Genomic DNA, 20,530 nt, shown 5'->3' on the forward strand with positions numbered 1-20,530 from the left:
ACATTTTCTGCTCGACGTCTGTCCGTGCTGGCCGTGCTGTGCGCCCTCGCGACCGGCTGCGGGGCACCGCCCGCGGCCGGCCCGGCCGCCCGGCCGGCCGGGGCCGCGGGCCCCTCCCCCTCGTCGTCCCCGCACCCCGCGACCCCACCGGCCGTGCGCACGCCGCCCACGCTGCCGCCGGGACCCGACGGCCTGACCCCGGTCTTCGAGCGCCGGACCGACGGCGCGGGCGGCGCGGACGGTACGGGAGGCACGGCTGGCAGGGGCGGCACGGGAGACGCGGCCGGCCGGGCCGCGGACCGGACCGTGGCCCTCACCTTCGACGCCGACATGACCGCCGACCAGGGCCCGCGGGCGGCGGGGGGCGAGCGGTTCGACAACCCGGCCCTCATCGCCACCCTGCGCCGCCTGGAGGTGGAGGCCACGGTGTTCATGACGGGCCGCTGGGCGGAGGAGTACCCGGACCAGGCGCGGTCGATCGGCACCGACCCGCGCTTCGAGATCGCCAACCACTCCTACAGCCACCACGCCTTCCGCTCCCCCTGTTACGGCCTGCCACGGCTGCCGCCCGAGGAGATGGCGGCGGACGTGCGGAAGGCGTTCGCGGCGTTCCGCGCGGCGGGCGCCCGCAACGTCGTGCCGTACTTCCGCTTCCCCGGCGGCTGCCACGACGAGGCCGCGCTGCGGGCGCTCGCGCCGACGAAGGTCACCGCCGTCCAGTGGGACGTGGTGGGCGGCGACGCGTTCGCCTCCGACGCGGACGCGGTGGCCGACCAGGTGCTGGCCGGGGTGCGGCCGGGCTCGGTCGTGGTGCTGCACTGCACCCGCAGCGCGGCCCCGGTCACCGAGGCGGCCGTCCGCCGGATCGTCCCCGAACTCCGCGCCCGCGGCTACCGCTTCGTGAAGGTCTCGGACCTGATCGCGACCCGGACCGCACACTGACCCCGACCGCGCCGGACTCGACTGCCGGCGGTCACCCCGCCTCGCGGACCGCGGCGACGGCCTTCCGGGCGGCGACCTGGACGGGGTCCCACACGGGTGAGAAGGGCGGCGCGTACCCCAGGTCGAGGGCCGCGACCTGCTCCACGGTCATCCCCGCGGTCAGGGCCACCGCCGCGATGTCCACGCGCTTGCCGGCGCCTTCCCGGCCGACGATCTGGGTGCCCAGCAGGCGGCCCGTGCGCAGCTCGGCCAGCATCTTCACCGTCATCGGCGCCGCGTCCGGGTAGTAGCCCGCGCGGCTCGTCGACTCGACCGTCACCGCCGCGTACCGCAGCCCCACCTCGCGGGCGTCGCGCTCGCGCAGGCCCGTGCGGGCGATCTCCAGCGAGCAGACCTTGCTCACCGCCGTGCCGACCACGCCCGGGAAGGTGCCGTAGCCGCCGCCCACGTTCGCCCCGATCACCTGGCCGTGCTTGTTGGCGTGCGTGCCGAGCGGGACGTGCCGTTCGCGGCCGGAGACCAGGTCGAGCACCTCCACGCAGTCGCCGCCCGCCCACACGTCCTCGTGCCCGCGCACCCGCATCGACAGGTCGGTCAGCAGCCCGCCGTACACGCCGAGCGGCAGGCCCGCCGCCCGGGCCAGGGACGTCTCCGGCTCGACGCCGATGCCGAGCACGACGACGTCGGCAGGGTACGTGGCGTCCCCGGTCTCCACCGCCCGCACCCGGCCGTCCGGTCCGGTGCGGATCGCGGTGACCTCGGCGCCGGCGACGACGTCGATGCCCATCCCCTCCATGGCCGTGTGCACCAGCCGGCCCATGTCCGGGTCGAGGGTGGCCATGGGCTGCTCGCCCCGGTTGAGGACGGTCACCTCGTAGCCGCGCTTGAGCAGCGCCTCGGCCATCTCCACGCCGATGTACCCGGCGCCGACCACGACCGCGCGGCGCCCGGGCGTCGCGGCCAGGGTGTCGAGCAGGGCCTGCCCGTCGCCGAGGGTCTGCACGCCGTGCACGCCCGGTGCGTCGATGCCCGGCAGCGGCGGGCGCACCGGCCGCGCCCCCGTCGCGAGCACGAGCCGGTCGAAGCCCGTCCAGTACTCCTCCCCGGAGTCGAGGTCCCGGGCCCGGACGCGCCGTCCGTCGAGGTCGAGCTCGGTCACCTCGGTCCGCAGCCGCAGGTCGATGTCGCGGTCGCGGTGCTCCTGCGGGGTGCGCGCGACGAGCCGATCGGGCCCGTCCACGTCACCGCCCACCCAGTACGGGATGCCGCAGGCCGAGTACGACGAGAAGCCGCCGCGCTCGAACGCGACGATCTCCAGGTCGTCGACCCCCTTCAGCCGCCGGGCCTGTGACGCGGCGGACATCCCCGCCGCGTCACCCCCGACCACCACCAACCGCTGCCGTCGTCCCACACGTCCCATGCGGAACACGCTACGGGGTCGGGGCCGTTCAGTCCGCCCCGCGCCCCGTCCCCGGGCGCCCGGCGTCCGTGCTCGTGGCGTCCGCGCCCGTGCCGGCGTCCGCCCCGCGCCCCGTCCCCGGTTGCCCGGCGTCCGTGCTCCTGGCGTCCGCGGTGCCGGCGTCCCTGCCGGCGTCCGGAGCCCCCTGCGTGCCCGTGCCGGAGCCCGTGTCCGGCCCGGACGCGGCGGCGGGAGCGGGAGCCTGGGCCGGCACCGGTGCGTGCGCGGGCGCGTACGCCGGTACGGGCCCGCGTCCCGGGACGGGCCAGGCGGCCGCAGCGGGGGCCGGCCGCCGGGCCGCCCTGCGGGCCCGCCACGGGCGGCCGAACACCCGCCACAGGACGTACAGCAGCGCCGCCACCGCCAGCCACGGGGCCAGCGCCGCCAGGACGATCACCACCCACTTCGCCGTCGCGGCCAGCGCGTCCCAACCGCCCGCCAGGGCGTCCAGCGGGCCGGGATCGTCCTTCTCCGCCGGCTTCTGCGGGGTCCGCCGCTCCGAGAGCTCCAGGGTGATCGTCGCCAGCGCCGTACGGTCCTTCAGGGCGGCCTGCTGGGCGAGGAGCGACTCCAGCGCCGCCTGGCGAGTGCTCAGCTCCTGTTCCAGCGTCACCACGTCACTCAGCCGCGTGGCCTGGTCCATCAGCTTCCGGACCCGCTCCACGCTGGCCCGCTGGGTGGCGACGCGGCTGCCCACGTCCACCACCTGGTCGGTGACGTCCTTCGCCTCCGCCTTCCGCGACAGCAGCCGGCCCGCGCCGCCGAGCTCGCCGAGCACCTGCTCGTACGCCGCCTGCGGGACCCGCAGCACGATCCTCGACGTCATCCCGTCGCCCCCGTCGGGGCCCTGGCGGCGCCGCGTCGACTCGTCGGCGACGTGGCCGCCCGCCTTCGCCGCGGCGTCCCGGGCCCGCGCCAGCGCCTCGCCCGCGTCCGCCACCTCCACCGACAGCTCCGCCGTCCTGATGATGTGCTGCTGCGCCGCGGCCGGCGCCGCCCCCTTCGCGCCGCCCGCGCCGCGGGCCGACTCCGGCCCGTACGCGGAGCCGGTGTCCGCGTCCCCCCGGGCCGCCTCGGGCGCGGCGGCCCGGTCGGCGGTCGACGACGTGCCGCCGCCCGCGCCGGCGCCGCACCCGGCGAGGGCCAGCGTGGCGCAGATCAGGACGGCCGCGCAGGCGTGCCGCGGTCGGGTTCGGTTCGGCATGGATGTCCCCCAAGGTGTCTCGTGGCCGTGTCCGGTGACGCCGGTTCGACGCGCGGGACGGGGGACGCGGTTGCCCTTTCCCGGTTCCGAAAGGGTCACGGTCGGGCCGCGTCACGGTGTTTGAGAGAGTGGACCCATGAACGTGGACAACGTGGACACGCCCCACGGACGCGTCGTCGTCGTCGGCGGCGGCATCGCCGGACTCGCCGCCGCCCACCGCCTCCTGCTCGCGGGGCGGCGCGTGACGCTGCTGGAGGCCACCGGCCGGCTCGGCGGCAAGCTCCACGCCGGGCGGATCGCGGACGCCCCCGTCGACCTCGGGGCCGAGTCGATCCTGGCCCGCCGTCCCGAGGCGCTCGAACTGGCCCGCGCCGTGGGCCTCGGCGACCGTCTGCAGCCGCCCGCCACGACCCGTGCGTCCGTCTGGACCCGGGGCGCGCTGCGGCCGATGCCCCAGGGGCACGTCATGGGCGTCCCCGGCGACGCCCGGGGGCTCGGCGACCTGCTGTCGGCGGAGGGGCTGCGCGCGCTCGAAGGCGACCGCGCGCTGCCGCCCACCGAGCTCGGCGACGACGTCGCCATCGGCGCGTTCGTCGCGGAGCGGATGGGCCGCGAGATCGTCGACAGACTCGTCGAACCCCTCCTCGGCGGGGTGTACGCGGGCGACTCGTACCGGATCTCGATGCGGGCCGCCGTGCCGAAGCTGTTCGATGCCGTCCGCCGCCACGCCACCCTGACCGACGCCGTCCGCGCCGTGCAGGGCGCGGCGGCCCAGGCACCCGCCGGACCGGTCTTCATGGGCGTCGAGGGCGGGGTGGGGCGGTTGCCGCTCGCCGTCGCCGACACGGTCACCGCCCTCGGCGGCGAGATCCGCACCGCCACCCCCGTCGACGCCCTCACCCACCGTGCCGGGCGGGACGGAGGCGCCGGGACGTGGGAGGTCCGTACGGGGACGGAGGTCCTCCACGCCGACGCGGTGGTCCTCGCGACCCCCGCCCCGACCGCGTCGCGGCTCCTCGCCGCGGTGTCGCCGGCCGCCGCCGCGGAGCTGGGCGCGATCGAGTACGCCTCGATGGCCCTCGTCACCCTCGCCTTCCGCCGCGCCGACCTCGCCGGGCTGCCCGAGGGGTCCGGCTTCCTGGTGCCGCCGGTCGACGGCCGCACGATCAAGGCGTCCACCTTCTCCGGGCACAAGTGGAAGTGGGTCGACGAGGGGTCCGGCGACCTCTTCGTCCTGCGCACCTCCGTCGGCCGGTACGGCGAGGAGGAGCACCTGGAGCGGGACGACGCCGACCTGGTCGCGGCGTCGCTGCGGGACCTGGGCGACGCCGTCGGGCTCGCCGCGCGGCCGGTGGCCACCGAGGTCACCCGCTGGGTCGGCGGCCTGCCGCAGTACCCCGTCGGCCACCTGGACCGGGTCGCCCGGATCCGCGACGCGGTCGCCGCGCTCCCCGCGCTGCGCGTGTGCGGGGCGGCGTACGACGGCGTGGGCGTCCCGGCGGTGGTCGCGGACGCGTGGCGGGCCGCGGACGAGATCATCGCCACGCCGACCCTGGCGCGGAGCACCGAGAGTGACGAGTGAGAATAGCCGTATGAGTGCGCCCGAAAAGATCCCGAACGCCGGTAAGAAGGCGAAGGACCTCAACGAGGTCATCCGCTACACCCTGTGGTCCGTCTTCCGACTGCGCGAGGCTCTGCCCGAGGACCGGAGCGGCTACGCCGACGAGGTCCAGGACCTGTTCGACCAGCTGGCCGCCAAGGACGTCACCGTCCGCGGCACCTACGACCTCTCCGGACTGCGCGCCGACGCCGACCTGATGATCTGGTGGCACGCGGAGACCTCGGACGAACTCCAGGAGGCGTACAACCTCTTCCGCCGCACCCGGCTCGGCCGCGCGCTGGAGCCCGTGTGGTCGAACATGGCGCTGCACCGCCCGGCCGAGTTCAACAAGTCGCACATCCCGGCGTTCCTCGCCGACGAGACGCCCCGCGACTACGTGAGCGTGTACCCGTTCGTACGCTCGTACGACTGGTACCTGCTGCCCGACGAGGACCGCCGCCGCATGCTCGCCGACCACGGCAAGATGGCCCGCGGCTTCCCCGACGTCCGCGCCAACACGGTCGCCTCGTTCTCCCTCGGCGACTACGAGTGGATCCTCGCCTTCGAGGCGGACGAGCTGTACCGCATCGTCGACCTCATGCGCCACCTGCGGGCCAGCGAGGCGCGGATGCACGTCCGCGAGGAGGTCCCGTTCTACACCGGCCGCCGCAAGGCGGTCGTGGACCTGGTGGCGGACCTGGCCTGACGGCCCGACAGCACGGTGGCGGCCGGGCATCCAGCCGGCCGCCGCTTCCCGACCCGGAAGATCAGAGGGCGGACGCGAACCGTCCGCCGCTCCAGCGACACCGGGTCCGGCTCCGGGTGCGGCGCGCAGTTCCCTGCGCGCCGCACCGGCGTCACCCCCAGGGGCTCCGTACCAGGGCACTCCGCACTCCCACGGCCCCGCACCCGGGCCGTCCCAGCCGCCCCTCCCCCGCGCCACCACTCCCCCCGTGGCCGAGGACTGTCACCGGTTCCCGTGCGCCCGAGGGCGTCCGAAGGCATCCGAGGCCGTCCGAGGAGTGTCACCGCACCAGCGCCGCGCGGGCGGCGTGCACCAGCCGTGCCGCCCGGCCCGGCGGGCGCGGGGCGGACCGCTCCGCCCACCACCGGTACAGCCGGCGCCGCCCGGCCACGTCCCCGGGCAGACCCGCGTCGAGCGCGTACCGGACGAAGGCCAGGGCGTCCTGCCGGTAGCCGCCCGGCATCGGGCGGGAGCCCGCATACGCCGCGAACGCGTCACGGTAGCCGTCGCCGAACAGCCCCGGCAGCTCGGGCGCGACCTTCGCCACCACCGCGGCCCGCTTGCGCACCAGCGCCCCGGCCTGCACCCGCAGACGCACCCCGTCGAACCCCTCCGGCGCGGGCGTCCCCGCCACGAGCACCGACAGCAACGCCGCCTGGGCCAGCCCCAGCCGCTCCCGGGCCCCGTCCCGCACGACCGCCGTGCCGTCCCGCAGTGCCGCCGCGCCGCCCCGCACGACCGCTGTGCCCTCCGGCCGTGCCGTCACGCCGTCCCGCAGCGCCGCGCCACCCCCGACCGGCCCCGACACCGCCGCCCGTCCACCCGCCGCCCGGCCCATCGCCGCTTCCACCACGCGACCGGTCACCGCCCGGCCCGTCACCGCCCGCCCGGCTCGTCCGGCCGCCGCCCCTCCACCCGCCGCCCGTCCCGCCGCGGTGACCGTGCCGCGGATCGTGGCCAACTCCGCCGCCAGCTCGTCCTCCGGCGGGAAGTCGTCGTCGCGCTCCAGCAGCACCCCGGGCGGCGCCGCCCTCGACGCCAGCTCCGCCAACAGGTCCAGGACGGCCGGTGGCACGGGGTGGGCGTGCGTGTCGTGCCACACGCCGTCGCGCTGCACGCCACCCGCCACGTGCACGTACGCGATGGCACCGGCCGGCAGCGCGGCGAGCGCCTCGTACGGGTCGTCGCCGCGGTTGACCCCGTTGGTGTGCAGGTTCGCCACGTCCACGAGGAGACGGACTCCGGTGCGGTCGACCAGCTCCGTGAGGAACCGGCCCTCCGTCAGTTCGTCGTCGGGCCAGGAGAACAGCGCGGCCACGTTCTCCAGGGCCAGCGGCACGGGCAGCGCCTCCTGGGCGATGCGGACGTTCTCGCAGAGCACGTCCAGTGCCTCCCGGGTCCGCGGCACCGGCAGCAGGTGGCCGGCCTCCATCGCCGGCGACGCGGTGAGCGGCCCACCGGCCCGGACGAACGCGACGTGCTCGGTCACCAGCGGCGCGCCCAGCGCGGTCGCCGTCTCCGCGAGCCGCGCCAGCCGTCCCGGGTCGGGCCGCCCGGCGCCGCCCAGCCCCAGCGACACGCCGTGCGGGACCACGGTGACGCCCCGCTCGCGCAGCCGCACCAGGGAGGCGGGGAGGTGTCCGGCGCAGAGGTTCTCCGCGACGGCCTCCACCCACTCCACCCCGGGCAGCCGCTCCACCGCGTCCGCGATCTCCGGACGCCACCCGATGCCGATGCCGAGCCCCGTCATGTCTCCCCCTCGTCCGTACCGCTGGAGGGGTCATGACCCCTTCACGGGTGCCGCCAACCGCGCCCCGCCGCTTTCAGAGCTTCATTTGAGCTTCGGCGGGAACGGCCGGCGGGGCGGCGGACCGGCCGGCGGAGAGGTGCAGGGCCGGCCGGCGGCGGGCTGACCTTCGACGGAGGGCGGAGATCCGGCGGACCGGCGGGCGGAGGGGCCCCCGGGCCTCACGGGCGGGCGGTCTCGACGGAGGTCGGCGGGCCCGGCCGGGCCGAGGGCAGGGACGTGAACGACTGCCCGGGCGCGGGCACGGCGGGGACCGGCGCGGGCGGCAGGTTGCCGTTGGGGGCCGGCGGCCCGGTGGGACTGGCGGTGGCCTGGCCGGCGGCCTCGTTGGCGATGGCGTCGAAGTCGACCCTGCCGGTCGCCTCCAGCATGGTGATGTGGTCCAGCACGGTCTGGTTGGCGTCCGAGGCGAGCTGGCGGATGAGGCTGTTGCGGGTGGTGTGCCGGACCTGCGCGACCAGGCCGAAGACCTTGCCGTGGGCGTTGCGCAGCAGGTTGGCGAACTTGGTCTCGTACTCGACCCCGCTCGCCGCGGACAGCTCCCGCAGCCAGCCCTGCTGCTGCTCGGTGGGCTGGTTCGGCAGCTCCACGCCGAGCTTCGCCGCGACGTCGCGCGCACGCTGGTCGAGGTCGGTGTGGCCGACCACGAGGTGGTCGCCCGCGTCCCTGATGGCCTGCGTCGGCGCCCGCTCGACGGCCTGCTGCCCGGCGGGCAGCTCCCACAGTCCGGCCAGTCGCACCTTCACCAGGAAGTCCCGGTCCGTGGCCGACAGCGGGCCCCACTGCGTGGCCACGGACGACGCGTTGAGGTTGGCCTGCCCGGTGCCCGACCGGTCGGCGTACGACCACACGGGGAACGCGAGTGCCGCGACCGTGGCGACGAGCGCCGCGATGATGAGTGCCGTTCCGTTGATGTGCCGCAGCACTGTGCCTCCCGACCCGTTCGACCTGCCTCACGGCGCTGGGAGGTACGTACGGGACGGGCGGGGCGTTCAACGCCCCCGACGCCGGCGCTCCGCCGCCCGCCACCGGACCGCGGGCCGCCGGGCCGCACGCCGTCACGCCGTCACGCCGTCACGCCGTCACGCCGTCACGCCGCGAGCGTGCTCCGTCAGGCAGCGCCGAGCGGGAAGTCGGAGACCACGGTCGCCGAGCCGGGGGCGACCTCCGTGAAACCCGCGTCGCGCACGACGGGGCGGTCGCTTTCCACCAGGGCGGCCCAGCGGGCGGGCGGTGCCGTACGGACCGCGAGCGGGAAGCCCGCCTCCCGCCAGGCGGCGCGGGTCCCCTCGTCCATGGCCCACCACAGGAGCTGCGCGCCGTGCCCGACCTGCGCCATCTCCTTGCCGGTCGACATGCGCAGCTCCGGGTTGAGCCACAGCACGGCACATCCGGGCCCCGACGCGGGTGGAGGCGCGGGCGGTCCCGCGGGGTCGTCGAGCTCGGTGCCGGAGACCTGGAGGCGGGCGAGGTCCTTCGGCCAGCCGTCGAGGGGCACGGGCGGGAAGACCCGCACCTCGGCCTCCTCGCCGGTGACCGTGATGCCGGGCAGCCGCTCGGCGCGGCGCCACTCCGCGCCCCTGGCCCGCCGGACGACCTTGCGGATGCGGGCGTCCTGCCAGTCGCTGACCGCCCGGGCCCAGGCACCGTCGCCGGTGGAGCGCTCGTCCGTCAGCAGCACCAGCACGGCCCGCGCCGCGGTCTGCAGCGCGTCGGTGCGGGCGGGCGGGGCGGCCTTCTCCACCCGCACCACCAGGGGCAGGACGAACTGGGGTGCGGCATCCCGGGCCCGGCTCCCGGGCCTGTCGGTGTCGTTGCTGGTCACGGCCCCAGTCTGCCAGTCGGCCACGGGACGTCCGCAGACGGCTCCGGGACCCGCGGCGGGAAGGGGCGGAGGACTACAGTCGTACACATGGACGAGAGCCGAGACGGTCACGCGGACACGTACTGCGGCACGCCGGACGCGCCGCACGCCCCGACGGAGGCGGGCGCCCGGAGCGGGCCGCCGTTCGCCGACTGCGTGCTCTGCGGGGAGCCGACCGAGTACCCGGAGGCGACCAGGGGCGCCACGCTCTGCCCCGTATGTGAGTGGCGGGAGGCCGAGCGCACCGCCTGCTCGGGCTAGGAGCGCGGCCGATCAGGTCGACAGGGCGTCCCCGCTCGCCCCGGGGTGCGCCGGGCTCGGCCCGGGACGGCGCGCCGGGCTCGGCCGGGCCGGCTACCGCGCGGTGCGGGTGTGGACGTGCTCCACGAGCCGCGTCAACGCGTCGGGGTCGGTCGTCGGCAGTACGCCGTGACCGAGGTTGAAGACGTGGCCCTCCAGGTCGGCCGCCGCCCGCAGCACCCGGTCCGCCTGCTCCTCGACGGCCTCGCGCGGGGCGAAGAGGACGGCCGGGTCGAGGTTGCCCTGGAGCGCCTTGCCGGGGCCGACGCGGCGGACGGCCTCGTCCAGCGGGACGCGCCAGTCGACGCCGACGACGTCGGCGCCCGCCTCGCCCATGAGGCCCAGCAGCTCGCCGGTGCCGACACCGAAGTGGATGCGGGGCACCCCGTACCCGGCGACCGCGTCGAAGACCTTCGCCGAGGCGGGCATGACCGCGCGGCGGTAGTCGGCCGGGGAGAGGGCGCCCACCCAGGAGTCGAAGAGCTGCACGGCGGAGGCGCCGGCCTCGATCTGGACCTTGAGGAAGGCGGCGGTGATGTCGGCGAGCCGGTCCAGCAGGTCGGCCCACAGCTCGGGGTCGCCGTACATCAGGGCCTTGGTGTTCTCGTGGTTGCGTGAGGGGCCGCCCTCGACGAGGTAGCTCGCGAGGGTGAAGGGCGCACCCGCGAAGCCGATCAGCGGGGTGGTGCCGAGCTCGCCGGTGAGCATGCCGATCGCCTCGGTGACGTAGGAGACGTCGTCCGGCGTCAGCGCGCGCAGCCGCTCCAGGTCCGCGCGGCGGCGGATCGGCTCGGCGACGACGGGGCCGACCCCGGGCTTGATGTCGAGGTCGACGCCGATCGCCTTGAGGGGCACGACGATGTCGCTGAAGAAGATCGCCGCGTCCACCCGGTGCCGGCGCACGGGCTGCATCGTGATCTCCGTGACCAGCTCGGGCCGCATGCAGGACTCCAGCATGGGGATGCCCTCGCGCACCTTCAGGTACTCGGGGAGCGAGCGCCCCGCCTGGCGCATGAACCAGACCGGCGTGTGCGGCACCGGCTCGCGCCGGCACGCCCGGAGGAAGGCGGAGTCGTACGTCTGCGTCGGGGGGCCCGAGGGGCGGGTGTTGGCACTCACGCCCAGAATCTTCGCACGGGCGGGTGCGCGGCCGTGCCCGGCGGCCCGCGCGCGGGCGGGTGTCCCTCCCTGCGCACGGGCCCCGTTCCGCCTACTCTTCCCCGCATGGCTGCGGCTCAGGAACAGTTCTCCGATCACTCCGACGGCACCGAGGGCACGGGCGGCGGGGACGGTGACGCGCTGCCGCCCGTTTTCCGGCTCGCGGTCGACGCGCTCCGGGCGGCGCGGCTCCGCCCGGAGCTCGAGGTGGAGCCGTCGCCGCCGCCCCGGCGGCTCGCCCCGTACGCGTACGCGCTGGAGGCGACGGCCGTCCAGGACGGCCAGGACCTCGCGGACGGCCGGCTGGTGCTGCTGCACGACCCGGCGGGGCACGAGGCCTGGCACGGGGCGTTCCGCCTGGTGACGCTGGTACGGGCCGAGTTGGAGCCGGAGATGGCGGCGGACCCGCTGCTGCCGGAGGTGTGCTGGTCGTGGTTGACGGGGGCGCTCCAGGCGCGGGGGCTGTCGTACGCGGAGGCCAGCGGGACGGTCACGCGGGCCGGGTCCCACTACTTCGGCGGGCTGGCGGAGCGCCGTCCGGCGACGCAGATCGAGATCCGGGCGTCCTGGACGCCGCAGGAGGGCCGCACCGGCGTGCCGGACACGGCGGCGCACCTGACGGCGTGGGGCGACCTGCTGTGCCAGGTGGCGGGGCTGCCGCCGTCGGGGCCGGGCCCGGCGGAGGGCGCGGCCGGGGTCGTCTCCCTCCCCCAGCGCCGCGGCCCGCACCACCCGTAGGCCCCGCCCCGCCCGGAGGACCCGCACCACCCGCAGGGCCCGCCCCGCCGTGCAGGGAGCCGCCGGGCGGGCGGACCTCGCCGCGCGCCGGCCGTCGCGTCAACCGGTGGATGACGCCGCGGGCGGTCGTGTGCCCCTGGTCCGGAGGGAGCCCGGGCGTCTGCTGGTGTGAGGGAGGCGGCCGGGGTACGGGTGACGGCTCATTCGTAGGATGATCGATCACCCGTCCGAATTGCCCCAATTGTTACTCACCAAATCGTGATCTTCCTCTAAAGGCGGACGCGATTGCTGCCGAAGAGGTCTGTGACCCTATCCACACGGCCCGCCCCGGCCATCCCGGGCCGGCAGTGTTCCGCACCTTCCCAGGAGGCCTGGTGTCCGTTCTCCTCGAGCAGCCCGCAAGCCTGGTCGCCTACCGCCCGAACAAGCCGACGGCCATGGTCGTCGTGGCCGACCCGCGCGTCCGCTCCACCGTGACCCGCCACCTGTGGGCCCTGGGCGTGCGTGACGTCATCGAGGCTTCGTCCATCGCGGAGGCCCGCCCCCGAATCGGCAACCCACGCGACATCTGCGTCGCCGACGTCCACCTGCCCGACGGTTCCGGACTCACCCTCCTGTCCGAGACCCGTGCCGCCGGCTGGCCCAACGGCCTGGCCCTGTCCGCCGCCGACGACATCGGCGCCGTCCGCAACGCCCTCGCCGGCGGCGTCAAGGGATACGTCGTCACCGGCACCCGCACCAACATCGGCCACCCGACCCGGCCCGGCGCCGCCCCCATCGGCGCCGCGGCCGCCCGCCTCCACCGCCGCCCCCCGGGTGCCCCGAGCCACCCGGGCGGCTACCGCGAGCTGTCCGGCCGCGAGGTCGAGGTGCTCAGACTGGTGGCGGAGGGCCAGTCGAACAAGGCGATCGGCGTCTCCATGGGCCTGTCCGCCCTCACGGTGAAGAGCCACCTCGCCCGCATCGCCCGCAAGCTGGGCACCGGCGACCGGGCCGGCATGGTCGCGGTCGCCCTGCGCACCGGCATCATCCACTGACCCCTCTCCCCCTCCCGCCCGCCGACGGAACGTTCCGTCGGCGGGCGCCCGCCGTTCACGGATACCCTTGACAGGTGACCGACGCCCAAGACACCGCAGCAGACACACCACTGCGAACCCCCGGGGGCGGCCCTCCGGACGACGGCGTCGCAGCCGACGGAGGCCCCGGCCCGCACCCGATCCCCCTGCTGGAGCCCCGCGAGGGGGTCCCCCCGGTGGTCGCCGACGCCGAGGCCCTGGCCCGGGTGATCGAGGCGTTCGCCGCCGGTACCGGACCCGTCGCCGTCGACGCCGAACGGGCGTCCGGTTACCGCTACGGCCAGCGCGCCTACCTGGTGCAGCTGCGCCGCGAGGGGGCCGGCACCGCGCTCGTCGACCCGGTGGGCTGCCCCGACCTGTCCGCCCTCGGCGAGGCGCTCGCCGACACCGAGTGGATCCTCCACGCGGCCACCCAGGACCTGCCGTGCCTGCGCGACATAGGCATGGTCCCCACCGAGCTGTTCGACACGGAGCTGGCCGGCCGCCTCGCGGGCTTCCCCCGGGTCGGCCTCGGCGCGATGGTCGAGTCCGTCCTCGGGTACGTCCTGGAGAAGGGCCACTCGGCCGTCGACTGGTCGACCCGCCCGCTGCCCGAGCCGTGGCTGCGGTACGCCGCGCTGGACGTCGAGCTCCTCGTCGACCTGCGTGACGCGCTGGAGAAGGAGCTCGACCGGCAGGGCAAGCTCGCATGGGCCCGCCAGGAGTTCGACGCCATCGCCTCCGCCCCTCCCGCGCCGCCCCGCAAGGACCCCTGGCGCCGCACGTCCGGCATGCACAAGGTGCGCCGCCGCCGTCAGATGGCGGTCGTCCGGGAGCTGTGGACCGCCCGTGACCGGATCGCGCAGCGCCGCGACGTGTCGCCCGGCAAGGTCCTCAGCGACGCCGCGATCGTCGAGGCGGCGCTCGCCCTCCCGGCGAACGTGCAGGCGCTGACCGCCCTGCCCGGCTTCGGCACCCGCATGGGGCGCCGCCAGCTGGAGCAGTGGCAGGCCTCCGTCGACCGGGCCAGGGCGCTGCCCGAGGCGCAGCTGCCGCAGCCCGGCCAGGCCGTCACCGGCCCGCCGCCGCCGCGCGCCTGGGCCGACAAGGACCCGGTGGCCGCGGCCCGGCTGTCCGCGGCCCGTACGGCGATCTCGGCGCTGGCCGAGTCGCTGAACCTGCCGCAGGAGAACCTGATCACCCCGGACACGGTCCGCCGCGTCTGCTGGGAGCCGCCGCAGGACCCGACCCCGGAGTCGGTGGCCGAGGTCCTCGCCGGGTACGGCGCCCGCCCCTGGCAGGTGGAACAGGTCACCCCGGCGCTCGTGGAGGCCCTGCGCGTGACGCAGGCCTGACGACCCGTACCGGGTCCGGCCCGCCGCGTCGCACGGGCGCCCGCCGCACCCGGTCCGGCGCCCGCGCCTCGGGTCCGGCCACCCGCCGCACCCGAGGCGCGGGCGCCTGCCCTCCGGGGGCGGCGCTCGCCGTACGGACCCGGCTCCCCCGCTGTGCCCCGGCTCGGCTCCCGCCGCCGTCCCGTCGCCCGGGGACGGGGTGGACCCCGCCGCCGGGCAGGCCGGGGCGGGGTCCACGGGGGTGCGTCGGACACCGGGCGGGGGCGTGACCGGTCAGACCTCCGCGGGGAAGCGCTGCCAGACGCGGTGGCGGGCGAGCAGGCCGACCACGTCGCCCAGCGCGCGCTCGCCGTTCTCCGCCACGAGGACGCCGGGAGCGTCCGCCGGCACCCCCGCCGCCCGCAGGACCGTGTCGCCGCCCGCCCAGACGGCGAGCGCCTTCGCGTGCCGGAACGCCTCGGCCACCATCAGCAGCACCCGCGGGTCGGTGCCCGCCGCGCCGGCGGCCGTGCCGCCGGCCTTCGCGTCACGGGCGCCGTAGGCGTCGGCCCCCGGACCCGGCACGCCCGCCAGGAGCAGCGCGTCGAACTCGGTGGAGCGGGCCGTGGCGAACGTCCGCTGGACCGTGATCGGCTCCTCGCCGTCCGCGTCGAGCACGCCGCCCGCCGGGGCGATGACCAGGGGTACCAGTCCCGCCTCCAGCGCGGCCCGGCGCACCGCCCGCACCCCGTCCAGGTCGCCGTCCGCCGCCGTCAGGATGCCGATGATGCGGCCCTCGACCGGCCAGGTGTGGCCCAGCTGCGACAGAGCGGGGCTGGGCGCCACGTCGGCCGGCGCCACGGTGGGCTCGGGCGCCGGGAGGCCGAGGCCCTGGGCGACCCGCCGGCACAGCTCGGAGTCGATGTTGGCGAGCACCCGCAGACCGCGCTCCTTGATCGCCTGTTCGTGGCACTTGCCCAGCTCGAAGGTGTAGGCGGCGATGATGTGCTCGCGCTCGGCCGGGGACATGCTCAGCCAGAAGCGGCGCGGCTGGCTGAAGTGGTCGGCGAACGACTCGGGCGCCTCGCGGACCTTGCGGGCCGCCGGGACCTCGACGGGCGTCTCGACGAAGGCGCCGGTGTCCGCCCCGGCCAGGAAGGGGCAACCGCCGTCGAGCGAGTTCGGGCGGTACGGGGCGACGCCGCGGTGGACCGCCGTCTGGTGCATGCCGTCGCGGAACATGTCGTTGACCGGGGCGTGCGGGCGGTTGATCGGGATCTGGGCGAAGTTCGGCCCGCCCAGTCGGCTGATCTGCGTGTCGAGGTACGAGAAGAGCCGCCCGGCGAGCAGCGGGTCGTCGGTGATGTCGATGCCCGGCACGAGGTGGCCGGGGTGGAAGGCGACCTGCTCGGTCTCGGCGAAGAAGTTGGAGGGGTTGGCGTTGAGGGTGAGCAGCCCGATCGGCTGCACCGGCGCCAGCTCCTCGGGGACGATGTTGGTGGGGTCGAGCAGGTCGATGCCCTCGAAGGTCTGGTCCGGGGTGTCGGGGAAGGTCTGGACGCCCAGCTCCCACTGCGGGTACGCGCCGGCCTCGATGGCGTCGGCCAGGTCGCGGCGGTGGAAGTCCGGGTCGACGCCGTTGATGATCTGCGCCTCCTCCCAGACCAGCGAGTGGACGCCCAGCTTCGGCTTCCAGTGGAACTTGGCCAGCGTGGTCCCGCCCTCCGAGTCGACCAGGCGGAAGGTGTGGACGCCGAAGCCCTCCATCATCCGGTAGGAGCGCGGGATGCCGCGGTCCGACATGTTCCACAGCGTGTGGTGCGTGGCCTCGGTGTGCAGGGTGACGAAGTCCCAGAAGGTGTCGTGGGCGCTCTGCGCCTGCGGGATCTCCCGGTCGGGGTGCGGCTTGGCCGCGTGGACGACGTCGGGGAACTTGACCGCGTCCTGGATGAAGAAGACCGGGATGTTGTTGCCGACCAGGTCGAAGGTGCCCTCGCTGGTGTAGAACTTCGTCGCGAAGCCGCGGGTGTCGCGGACGGCGTCCGCCGATCCGCGCGAGCCGAGGACCGTGGAGAAGCGGACGAAGACCGGCGTCTCGACGCCCTTGCCGAGGAAGGCGGCCCGGCAGACGCCGGACGCCGTGCCGTACCCCTGGAAGATCCCGTGGGCGGCGGCGCCGCGGGCGTGGACCACCCGCTCCGGGATGCGCTCGTGGTCGAAGTGCGTGATCTTCTCGCGCAGGTGGTGGTCCTGCAGGAGGACCGGTCCGCGCGCGCCGGCCTTCAGCGAGTGGTCGGTGTCGTACAGCCGCGTGCCCTGCGCCGTGGTGAGGTACGCACCGCTCTGCGCCATCCGGGCGGGGTCGGCGCCGGTCGGCTGGCCGGTCGGGCTGACGGTTTCCGGTCCCCGCTGGTCGGGCTTGGGCGGCAGGGGCTCACGCGGCTCGGTGGGTTCGTCCACCTGCGCGGGCTCGGGAGCGGGCGCGCCGGGGGCGGGGGGGTTGTGCACGGTACCTCCAGGGTGGGGCGAGGGATCGCATGAGCCTTGACCGCCGCGGCGCCCGGGGTAACGCTGGGTGGACGTACGTCCGCCCATCGGCACACGCGGAGGCGCGGTGATCGCCCGTCTGCCCCGGGACGGGCCTTTCGAACGGCCCTTTCGCGCCACGCCCGACCGCGCCGACCCCTACGCCGACCCGGTGTGACCTTCGACGCTCCGGGCCGGGGGACTGTGCAGCCTGGTTACCCGTAAGTAGCATGGGGGCAGCAAGCGCGCGCTTAGGCGCGTCGCCGCAGCAGTGCCACCCCGCACCCTGGAGGAGAGCCATCGTGCCTCGTACCGTCAGGGACGTCGTCTTCGTCGACGGCGTCCGCACCCCGTTCGGCAAGGCGGGCCCGAAGGGCATCTACCACGAGACCCGCGCCGACGATCTCGTCGTGAAGGCCATCCGGGAGCTGCTGCGACGCAACCCCGGCCTCGACCCCGCGAAGGTCGACGAGGTCGCCGTGGCCGCCACCACGCAGATCGGCGACCAGGGCCTCACCATCGGCCGCATGGCCGGCATCCTCGCCGGTCTGCCGCAGTCGGTCCCTGGCTACGCCATCGACCGCATGTGCGCCGGCGCCCTGACCGCGGTGACGACGACCGCCGGCTCCATCGCCTTCGGCGCGTACGACGTCGCCATCGCGGGCGGTGTCGAGCACATGGGCCGCCACCCGATGGGCGAGGGCGCCGACCCGAACCCGCGCTTCGTGTCGGAGAAGCTGGTCGACGAGTCGGCCCTCTTCATGGGCATGACCGCGGAGAACCTGCACGACCGGTACCCGCACATCACCAAGCTGCGCGCCGACGAGTACGCCGTGCGCTCCCAGGAAAAGGCCGCCAAGGCGTACGCCAACGGCAAGATCCAGCAGGACCTGGTGCCGATCTCGGTGCGCCGCACCAACGCCGAGGCGGGCGAGACCGGCTGGGGCCTGGTCACCGCCGACGAGCCGATGCGCCCGGGCACCACGCTGGAGAGCCTGGCCAACCTGAAGACGCCGTTCCGCGTCCACGGCCGGGTCACCGCGGGCAACGCGGCCGGCCTCAACGACGGCGCCACCGCGTCGATCATCGCGTCCGAGGACTTCGCCCGCGAGAACGACCTGCCCGTCAAGATGCGCCTCGTGTCGTACGCCTTCGCCGGCGTCGAGCCCGAGGTCATGGGTTACGGCCCGATCCCGGCGACCGAGAAGGCCCTCGCCAAGGCGGGCCTCTCCATCGGCGACATCGGCCTGTTCGAGATCAACGAGGCGTTCGCCGTCCAGGTGCTCTCCTTCCTCGACCACTACGGCATCGCCGACGACGACGCGCGCGTCAACCAGTACGGCGGCGCCATCGCCTACGGCCACCCGCTGGCCTCCTCCGGCGTGCGCCTCATGACCCAGCTGGCCCGGCAGTTCGAGGAGCAGCCGGAGGTCCGCTACGGCCTCACCACCATGTGCGTCGGCTTCGGCATGGGCGCCACGGTCATCTGGGAGAACCCGAACCACAAGGACGCCGGAGGCAGCAAGTGAGCACCACCGCTGAGCTTTTGAAGGGTGCGGCCGAGCTGTTCCCGGACGAGGTCGTCACCCAGGCGCACGTACGCCACTTCGACCTGCCCCTCGGCGCGGGCCGCTTCGCGCTGATCACGCTGGACAACGGCTTCGACCACACCAAGCCGACCACCTTCGGCCCGCAGTCGCTCGGCAACCTCAACGCCGCGATCGACCAGGTCGAGAAGGAGGCCGCCGACGGCGAGATCGTCGGTGTCGGCCTCACCGGCAAGCCGTTCATCTTCGCGGTCGGCGCCGACCTCAAGGGCGTCGAGCTGCTGAAGCGCCACGAGGACGCGCTGGCCATCGGCAAGGGCGGCCACGACGTCTTCAAGCGCCTCTCCGCGCTGGCCGTCCCCACCTTCGCGTACTACAACGGCGCGGCGATGGGCGGCGGTGTCGAGGCCGGTCTGCACTGCACGTACCGCACCGTGTCCGCCGCCCTGCCCGCGTTCTCGCTGCCCGAGGTCTTCCTCGGCCTCGTCCCCGGCTGGGGCGGCTGCGCCATCCTGCCGAACCTGATCGGCGCGGACCGCGCGGTCTCGGTGATCATCGAGAACTCGCTCAACCAGAACCGCCAGCTCAAGGGCAAGCAGGTCTACGAGCTCGGCATCGCCGACGCCCTCTTCGAGGGTGCGGACTTCCTGGAGCAGTCGCTGCTGTGGACCGCGTCCGTCCTCAAGGGCGAGATCGTGGTCGAGCGCCCGGACGTCGACCGCGGCGAGGCCTGGGACGCCGCCGTGGCCCGCGGCCGGTTCATCGCGGACTCCAAGGTGCACGGCGCGGCCCCGGCCGCCTACCGGGCCCTCGACATCATCGCCGCGGCCAAGGACGGGGACCTCCAGAAGGGCTTCGACGCCGAGGACGCCGCCCTCGCCGACCTGATCATGGGTGGCGAGCTGCGCTCCGGCATCTACGCCTTCAACCTGGTGCAGAAGCGCGCCAAGCGGCCGGTCGGCGCCCCGGACAAGAGCCTGGCCCGCCCGGTCACCAAGGTCGGCGTCGTCGGCGCCGGTCTCATGGCCTCGCAGCTGGCGCTGCTCTTCCTGCGCCGCCTGGAGGTCCCGGTCGTCCTCACCGACATCGACCAGGAGCGCGTCGACAAGGGTGTGGGCTACGTCCACGCCGAGATCGACAAGCTGCTCGGCAAGGGCCGCATCCACCAGGACAAGGCCAACCGCCTCAAGGCGCTGGTGTCCGGCGTCCTCGACAAGGCAGAGGGCTTCGCGGACGCGGACTTCATCATCGAGGCCGTGTTCGAGGAAATGTCGGTCAAGCAGAAGGTGTTCGCCGAGGTGGAGGCCGTCGCCCCCGCCCACGCGGTCCTCGCGACCAACACCTCGTCGCTGTCGGTGTCGGAGATGGCCTCGAAGCTCCAGCACCCGGAGCGGGTCGTGGGCTTCCACTTCTTCAACCCCGTCGCCATCCTGCCGCTGCTGGAGATCGTCCGCGGCGAGCAGACGGACGACGCCTCCCTCGCCACCGCGTTCGCCGTGGCGAAGAAGCTGAAGAAGACCGCGGTGCTGGTGAAGGACGCCCCGGCGTTCGTCGTCAACCGCATCCTCACCCGCTTCATGGGCGAGATCCAGAACGTCATCGACGAGGGCACCCCGGTCGCCACGGCCGAGAAGGCCGTCGAGCCGCTCGGCCTGCCGATGTCGCCGCTGGTCCTGCTGGAGCTGGTCGGCCCCGCGATCGGCCTGCACGTGTCGGAGACGCTGAACCGCTCCTTCCCGGACCGGTTCACCGTGTCCCCGAACCTCAAGGCGGTCGTCGAGGCGGGCAAGCGCGGCTTCTACGTCTACGACTCGGGCAAGCCGGAGCTGGACCCCGAGGTCGCCGCGCTGCTGAAGCAGGGCGACACCGTCCTGACCGAGGAGCAGGTCCGCGAGCGCGTGCTCGACGCCGTGGCCCAGGAGATCGGGCTGATGCTGGAGGAGGGTGTCGTCGCCGAGGCGCAGGACATCGACCTCTGCCTGATCACCGGCGCCGGCTGGCCCTTCCACCTGGGCGGCATCACGCCGTACCTGGACCGCGAGGGCGTGTCGGAGCGCGTGAACGGCAAGCCGTTCCTGCCGCAGGGCGTCGCCAGCGTCCCGGCGTGACCACCACACGCTGAACGCCCGGACGGGGGGGCCCGGGGGCCCCCCGGGGGGCCCGCCCCCCCGGGGGGGGCCCCCCCCCCCCCCCCCCCCCGCCCCCCCCCCCGGGGCCGCAGGTGGTGGAATAACCCCCCCCCCCCCCCCGC

Annotated in this window: 16 protein-coding genes; 9 read left to right on the forward strand and 7 right to left on the reverse strand. The window is 75.1% G+C overall.

Annotation, left to right across the window (positions count from 1 at the left end):
- Window positions 1-18 precede the first annotated feature (18 nt).
- Window positions 19-942, forward strand: coding sequence for a polysaccharide deacetylase family protein (locus ACF053_RS05335; RefSeq protein WP_449336528.1), 924 nt, complete (start codon window positions 19-21; stop codon window positions 940-942).
- A 31-nt stretch (window positions 943-973) separates the two neighbouring features.
- On the opposite strand, the gene ACF053_RS05340 is transcribed toward ACF053_RS05335, so the two are convergent.
- On the reverse strand, window positions 974-2,362 hold the full coding sequence (locus ACF053_RS05340; protein WP_391952584.1) for an FAD-dependent oxidoreductase: 1,389 nt from the start codon (window positions 2,360-2,362) through the stop codon (window positions 974-976).
- Window positions 2,363-2,390: 28 nt separating this feature from the next.
- Window positions 2,391-3,605 carry a DUF4349 domain-containing protein gene (locus ACF053_RS05345; protein ID WP_391952585.1) on the reverse strand — a complete coding sequence of 405 codons (1,215 nt, stop codon included), beginning with the start codon at window positions 3,603-3,605 and terminating at the stop codon, window positions 2,391-2,393.
- 136 nt (window positions 3,606-3,741) lie between these two features.
- Between ACF053_RS05345 and hemG the strand changes: the two genes are divergently transcribed.
- Window positions 3,742-5,187, forward strand: coding sequence for a protoporphyrinogen oxidase (hemG, locus tag ACF053_RS05350; protein WP_391952586.1), 1,446 nt, complete (start codon window positions 3,742-3,744; stop codon window positions 5,185-5,187).
- A 10-nt stretch (window positions 5,188-5,197) separates the two neighbouring features.
- The gene (gene hemQ / locus ACF053_RS05355; RefSeq protein ID WP_391952587.1) at window positions 5,198-5,911 is read left to right on the forward strand and encodes a hydrogen peroxide-dependent heme synthase; all 714 of its coding nucleotides are present in this window, start codon (window positions 5,198-5,200) and stop codon (window positions 5,909-5,911) included.
- Window positions 5,912-6,230: 319 nt separating this feature from the next.
- Here the strand turns inward: hemQ and ACF053_RS05360 are convergent, their stop codons facing one another.
- The 3 genes from ACF053_RS05360 to ACF053_RS05370 all read right to left on the reverse strand — a co-directional run bounded on the left by ACF053_RS05360 (window position 6,231) and on the right by ACF053_RS05370 (window position 9,582).
- On the reverse strand, window positions 6,231-7,700 hold the full coding sequence (locus ACF053_RS05360) for a multinuclear nonheme iron-dependent oxidase (RefSeq protein WP_391952588.1): 1,470 nt from the start codon (window positions 7,698-7,700) through the stop codon (window positions 6,231-6,233).
- A gap of 218 nt (window positions 7,701-7,918) precedes the next feature.
- A complete protein-coding gene (locus ACF053_RS05365; protein ID WP_391952647.1) occupies window positions 7,919-8,680 on the reverse strand; it encodes a DUF4142 domain-containing protein in 762 nt (253 codons plus the stop codon).
- A gap of 188 nt (window positions 8,681-8,868) precedes the next feature.
- Entirely contained in the window at window positions 8,869-9,582 is a 714-nt protein-coding gene (locus tag ACF053_RS05370) for a peptidyl-tRNA hydrolase (protein WP_391952589.1), read from the reverse strand.
- A gap of 87 nt (window positions 9,583-9,669) precedes the next feature.
- On the opposite strand from ACF053_RS05370, the gene ACF053_RS05375 reads away from it, so the two are divergent.
- Complete coding sequence (locus tag ACF053_RS05375) at window positions 9,670-9,882, forward strand: hypothetical protein (RefSeq protein WP_391952590.1); 213 nt, start codon at window positions 9,670-9,672, stop codon at window positions 9,880-9,882.
- Window positions 9,883-9,975: 93 nt separating this feature from the next.
- Here the strand turns inward: ACF053_RS05375 and hemE are convergent, their stop codons facing one another.
- Window positions 9,976-11,040, reverse strand: coding sequence for a uroporphyrinogen decarboxylase (hemE, locus tag ACF053_RS05380; protein ID WP_391952591.1), 1,065 nt, complete (start codon window positions 11,038-11,040; stop codon window positions 9,976-9,978).
- A 105-nt stretch (window positions 11,041-11,145) separates the two neighbouring features.
- Between hemE and ACF053_RS05385 the strand changes: the two genes are divergently transcribed.
- The 3 genes from ACF053_RS05385 to ACF053_RS05395 all read left to right on the forward strand — a co-directional run bounded on the left by ACF053_RS05385 (window position 11,146) and on the right by ACF053_RS05395 (window position 14,227).
- Complete coding sequence (locus ACF053_RS05385) at window positions 11,146-11,817, forward strand: DUF3000 domain-containing protein (RefSeq protein WP_391952592.1); 672 nt, start codon at window positions 11,146-11,148, stop codon at window positions 11,815-11,817.
- Window positions 11,818-12,191: 374 nt separating this feature from the next.
- Entirely contained in the window at window positions 12,192-12,854 is a 663-nt protein-coding gene (locus ACF053_RS05390; RefSeq protein ID WP_031131797.1) for a response regulator transcription factor, read from the forward strand.
- A 74-nt stretch (window positions 12,855-12,928) separates the two neighbouring features.
- Window positions 12,929-14,227 carry a ribonuclease D gene (locus tag ACF053_RS05395; RefSeq protein WP_391952593.1) on the forward strand — a complete coding sequence of 433 codons (1,299 nt, stop codon included), beginning with the start codon at window positions 12,929-12,931 and terminating at the stop codon, window positions 14,225-14,227.
- Between the two features lie 273 nt (window positions 14,228-14,500).
- Here ACF053_RS05395 and ACF053_RS05400 read toward each other — a convergent pair whose 3' ends face one another.
- Window positions 14,501-16,714, reverse strand: a complete 2,214-nt coding sequence (locus ACF053_RS05400) for a catalase (RefSeq protein WP_391952594.1) — start codon at window positions 16,712-16,714, stop codon at window positions 14,501-14,503.
- 320 nt (window positions 16,715-17,034) lie between these two features.
- On the opposite strand from ACF053_RS05400, the gene ACF053_RS05405 reads away from it, so the two are divergent.
- Both ACF053_RS05405 and ACF053_RS05410 read left to right on the forward strand, forming a co-directional pair.
- Window positions 17,035-18,261 (forward strand): thiolase family protein, encoded by a 1,227-nt coding sequence (locus ACF053_RS05405; protein WP_058942566.1) that lies wholly within the window; start codon window positions 17,035-17,037, stop codon window positions 18,259-18,261.
- Complete coding sequence (locus ACF053_RS05410) at window positions 18,258-20,387, forward strand: 3-hydroxyacyl-CoA dehydrogenase NAD-binding domain-containing protein (RefSeq protein WP_391952595.1); 2,130 nt, start codon at window positions 18,258-18,260, stop codon at window positions 20,385-20,387. Before ACF053_RS05405 ends, ACF053_RS05410 begins: the two co-directional genes overlap by 4 nt.
- Window positions 20,388-20,530 lie beyond the last annotated feature (143 nt).

Source organism: Streptomyces kanasensis (assembly GCF_043077165.1).
Lineage (GTDB): Bacteria > Actinomycetota > Actinomycetes > Streptomycetales > Streptomycetaceae > Streptomyces > Streptomyces changanensis.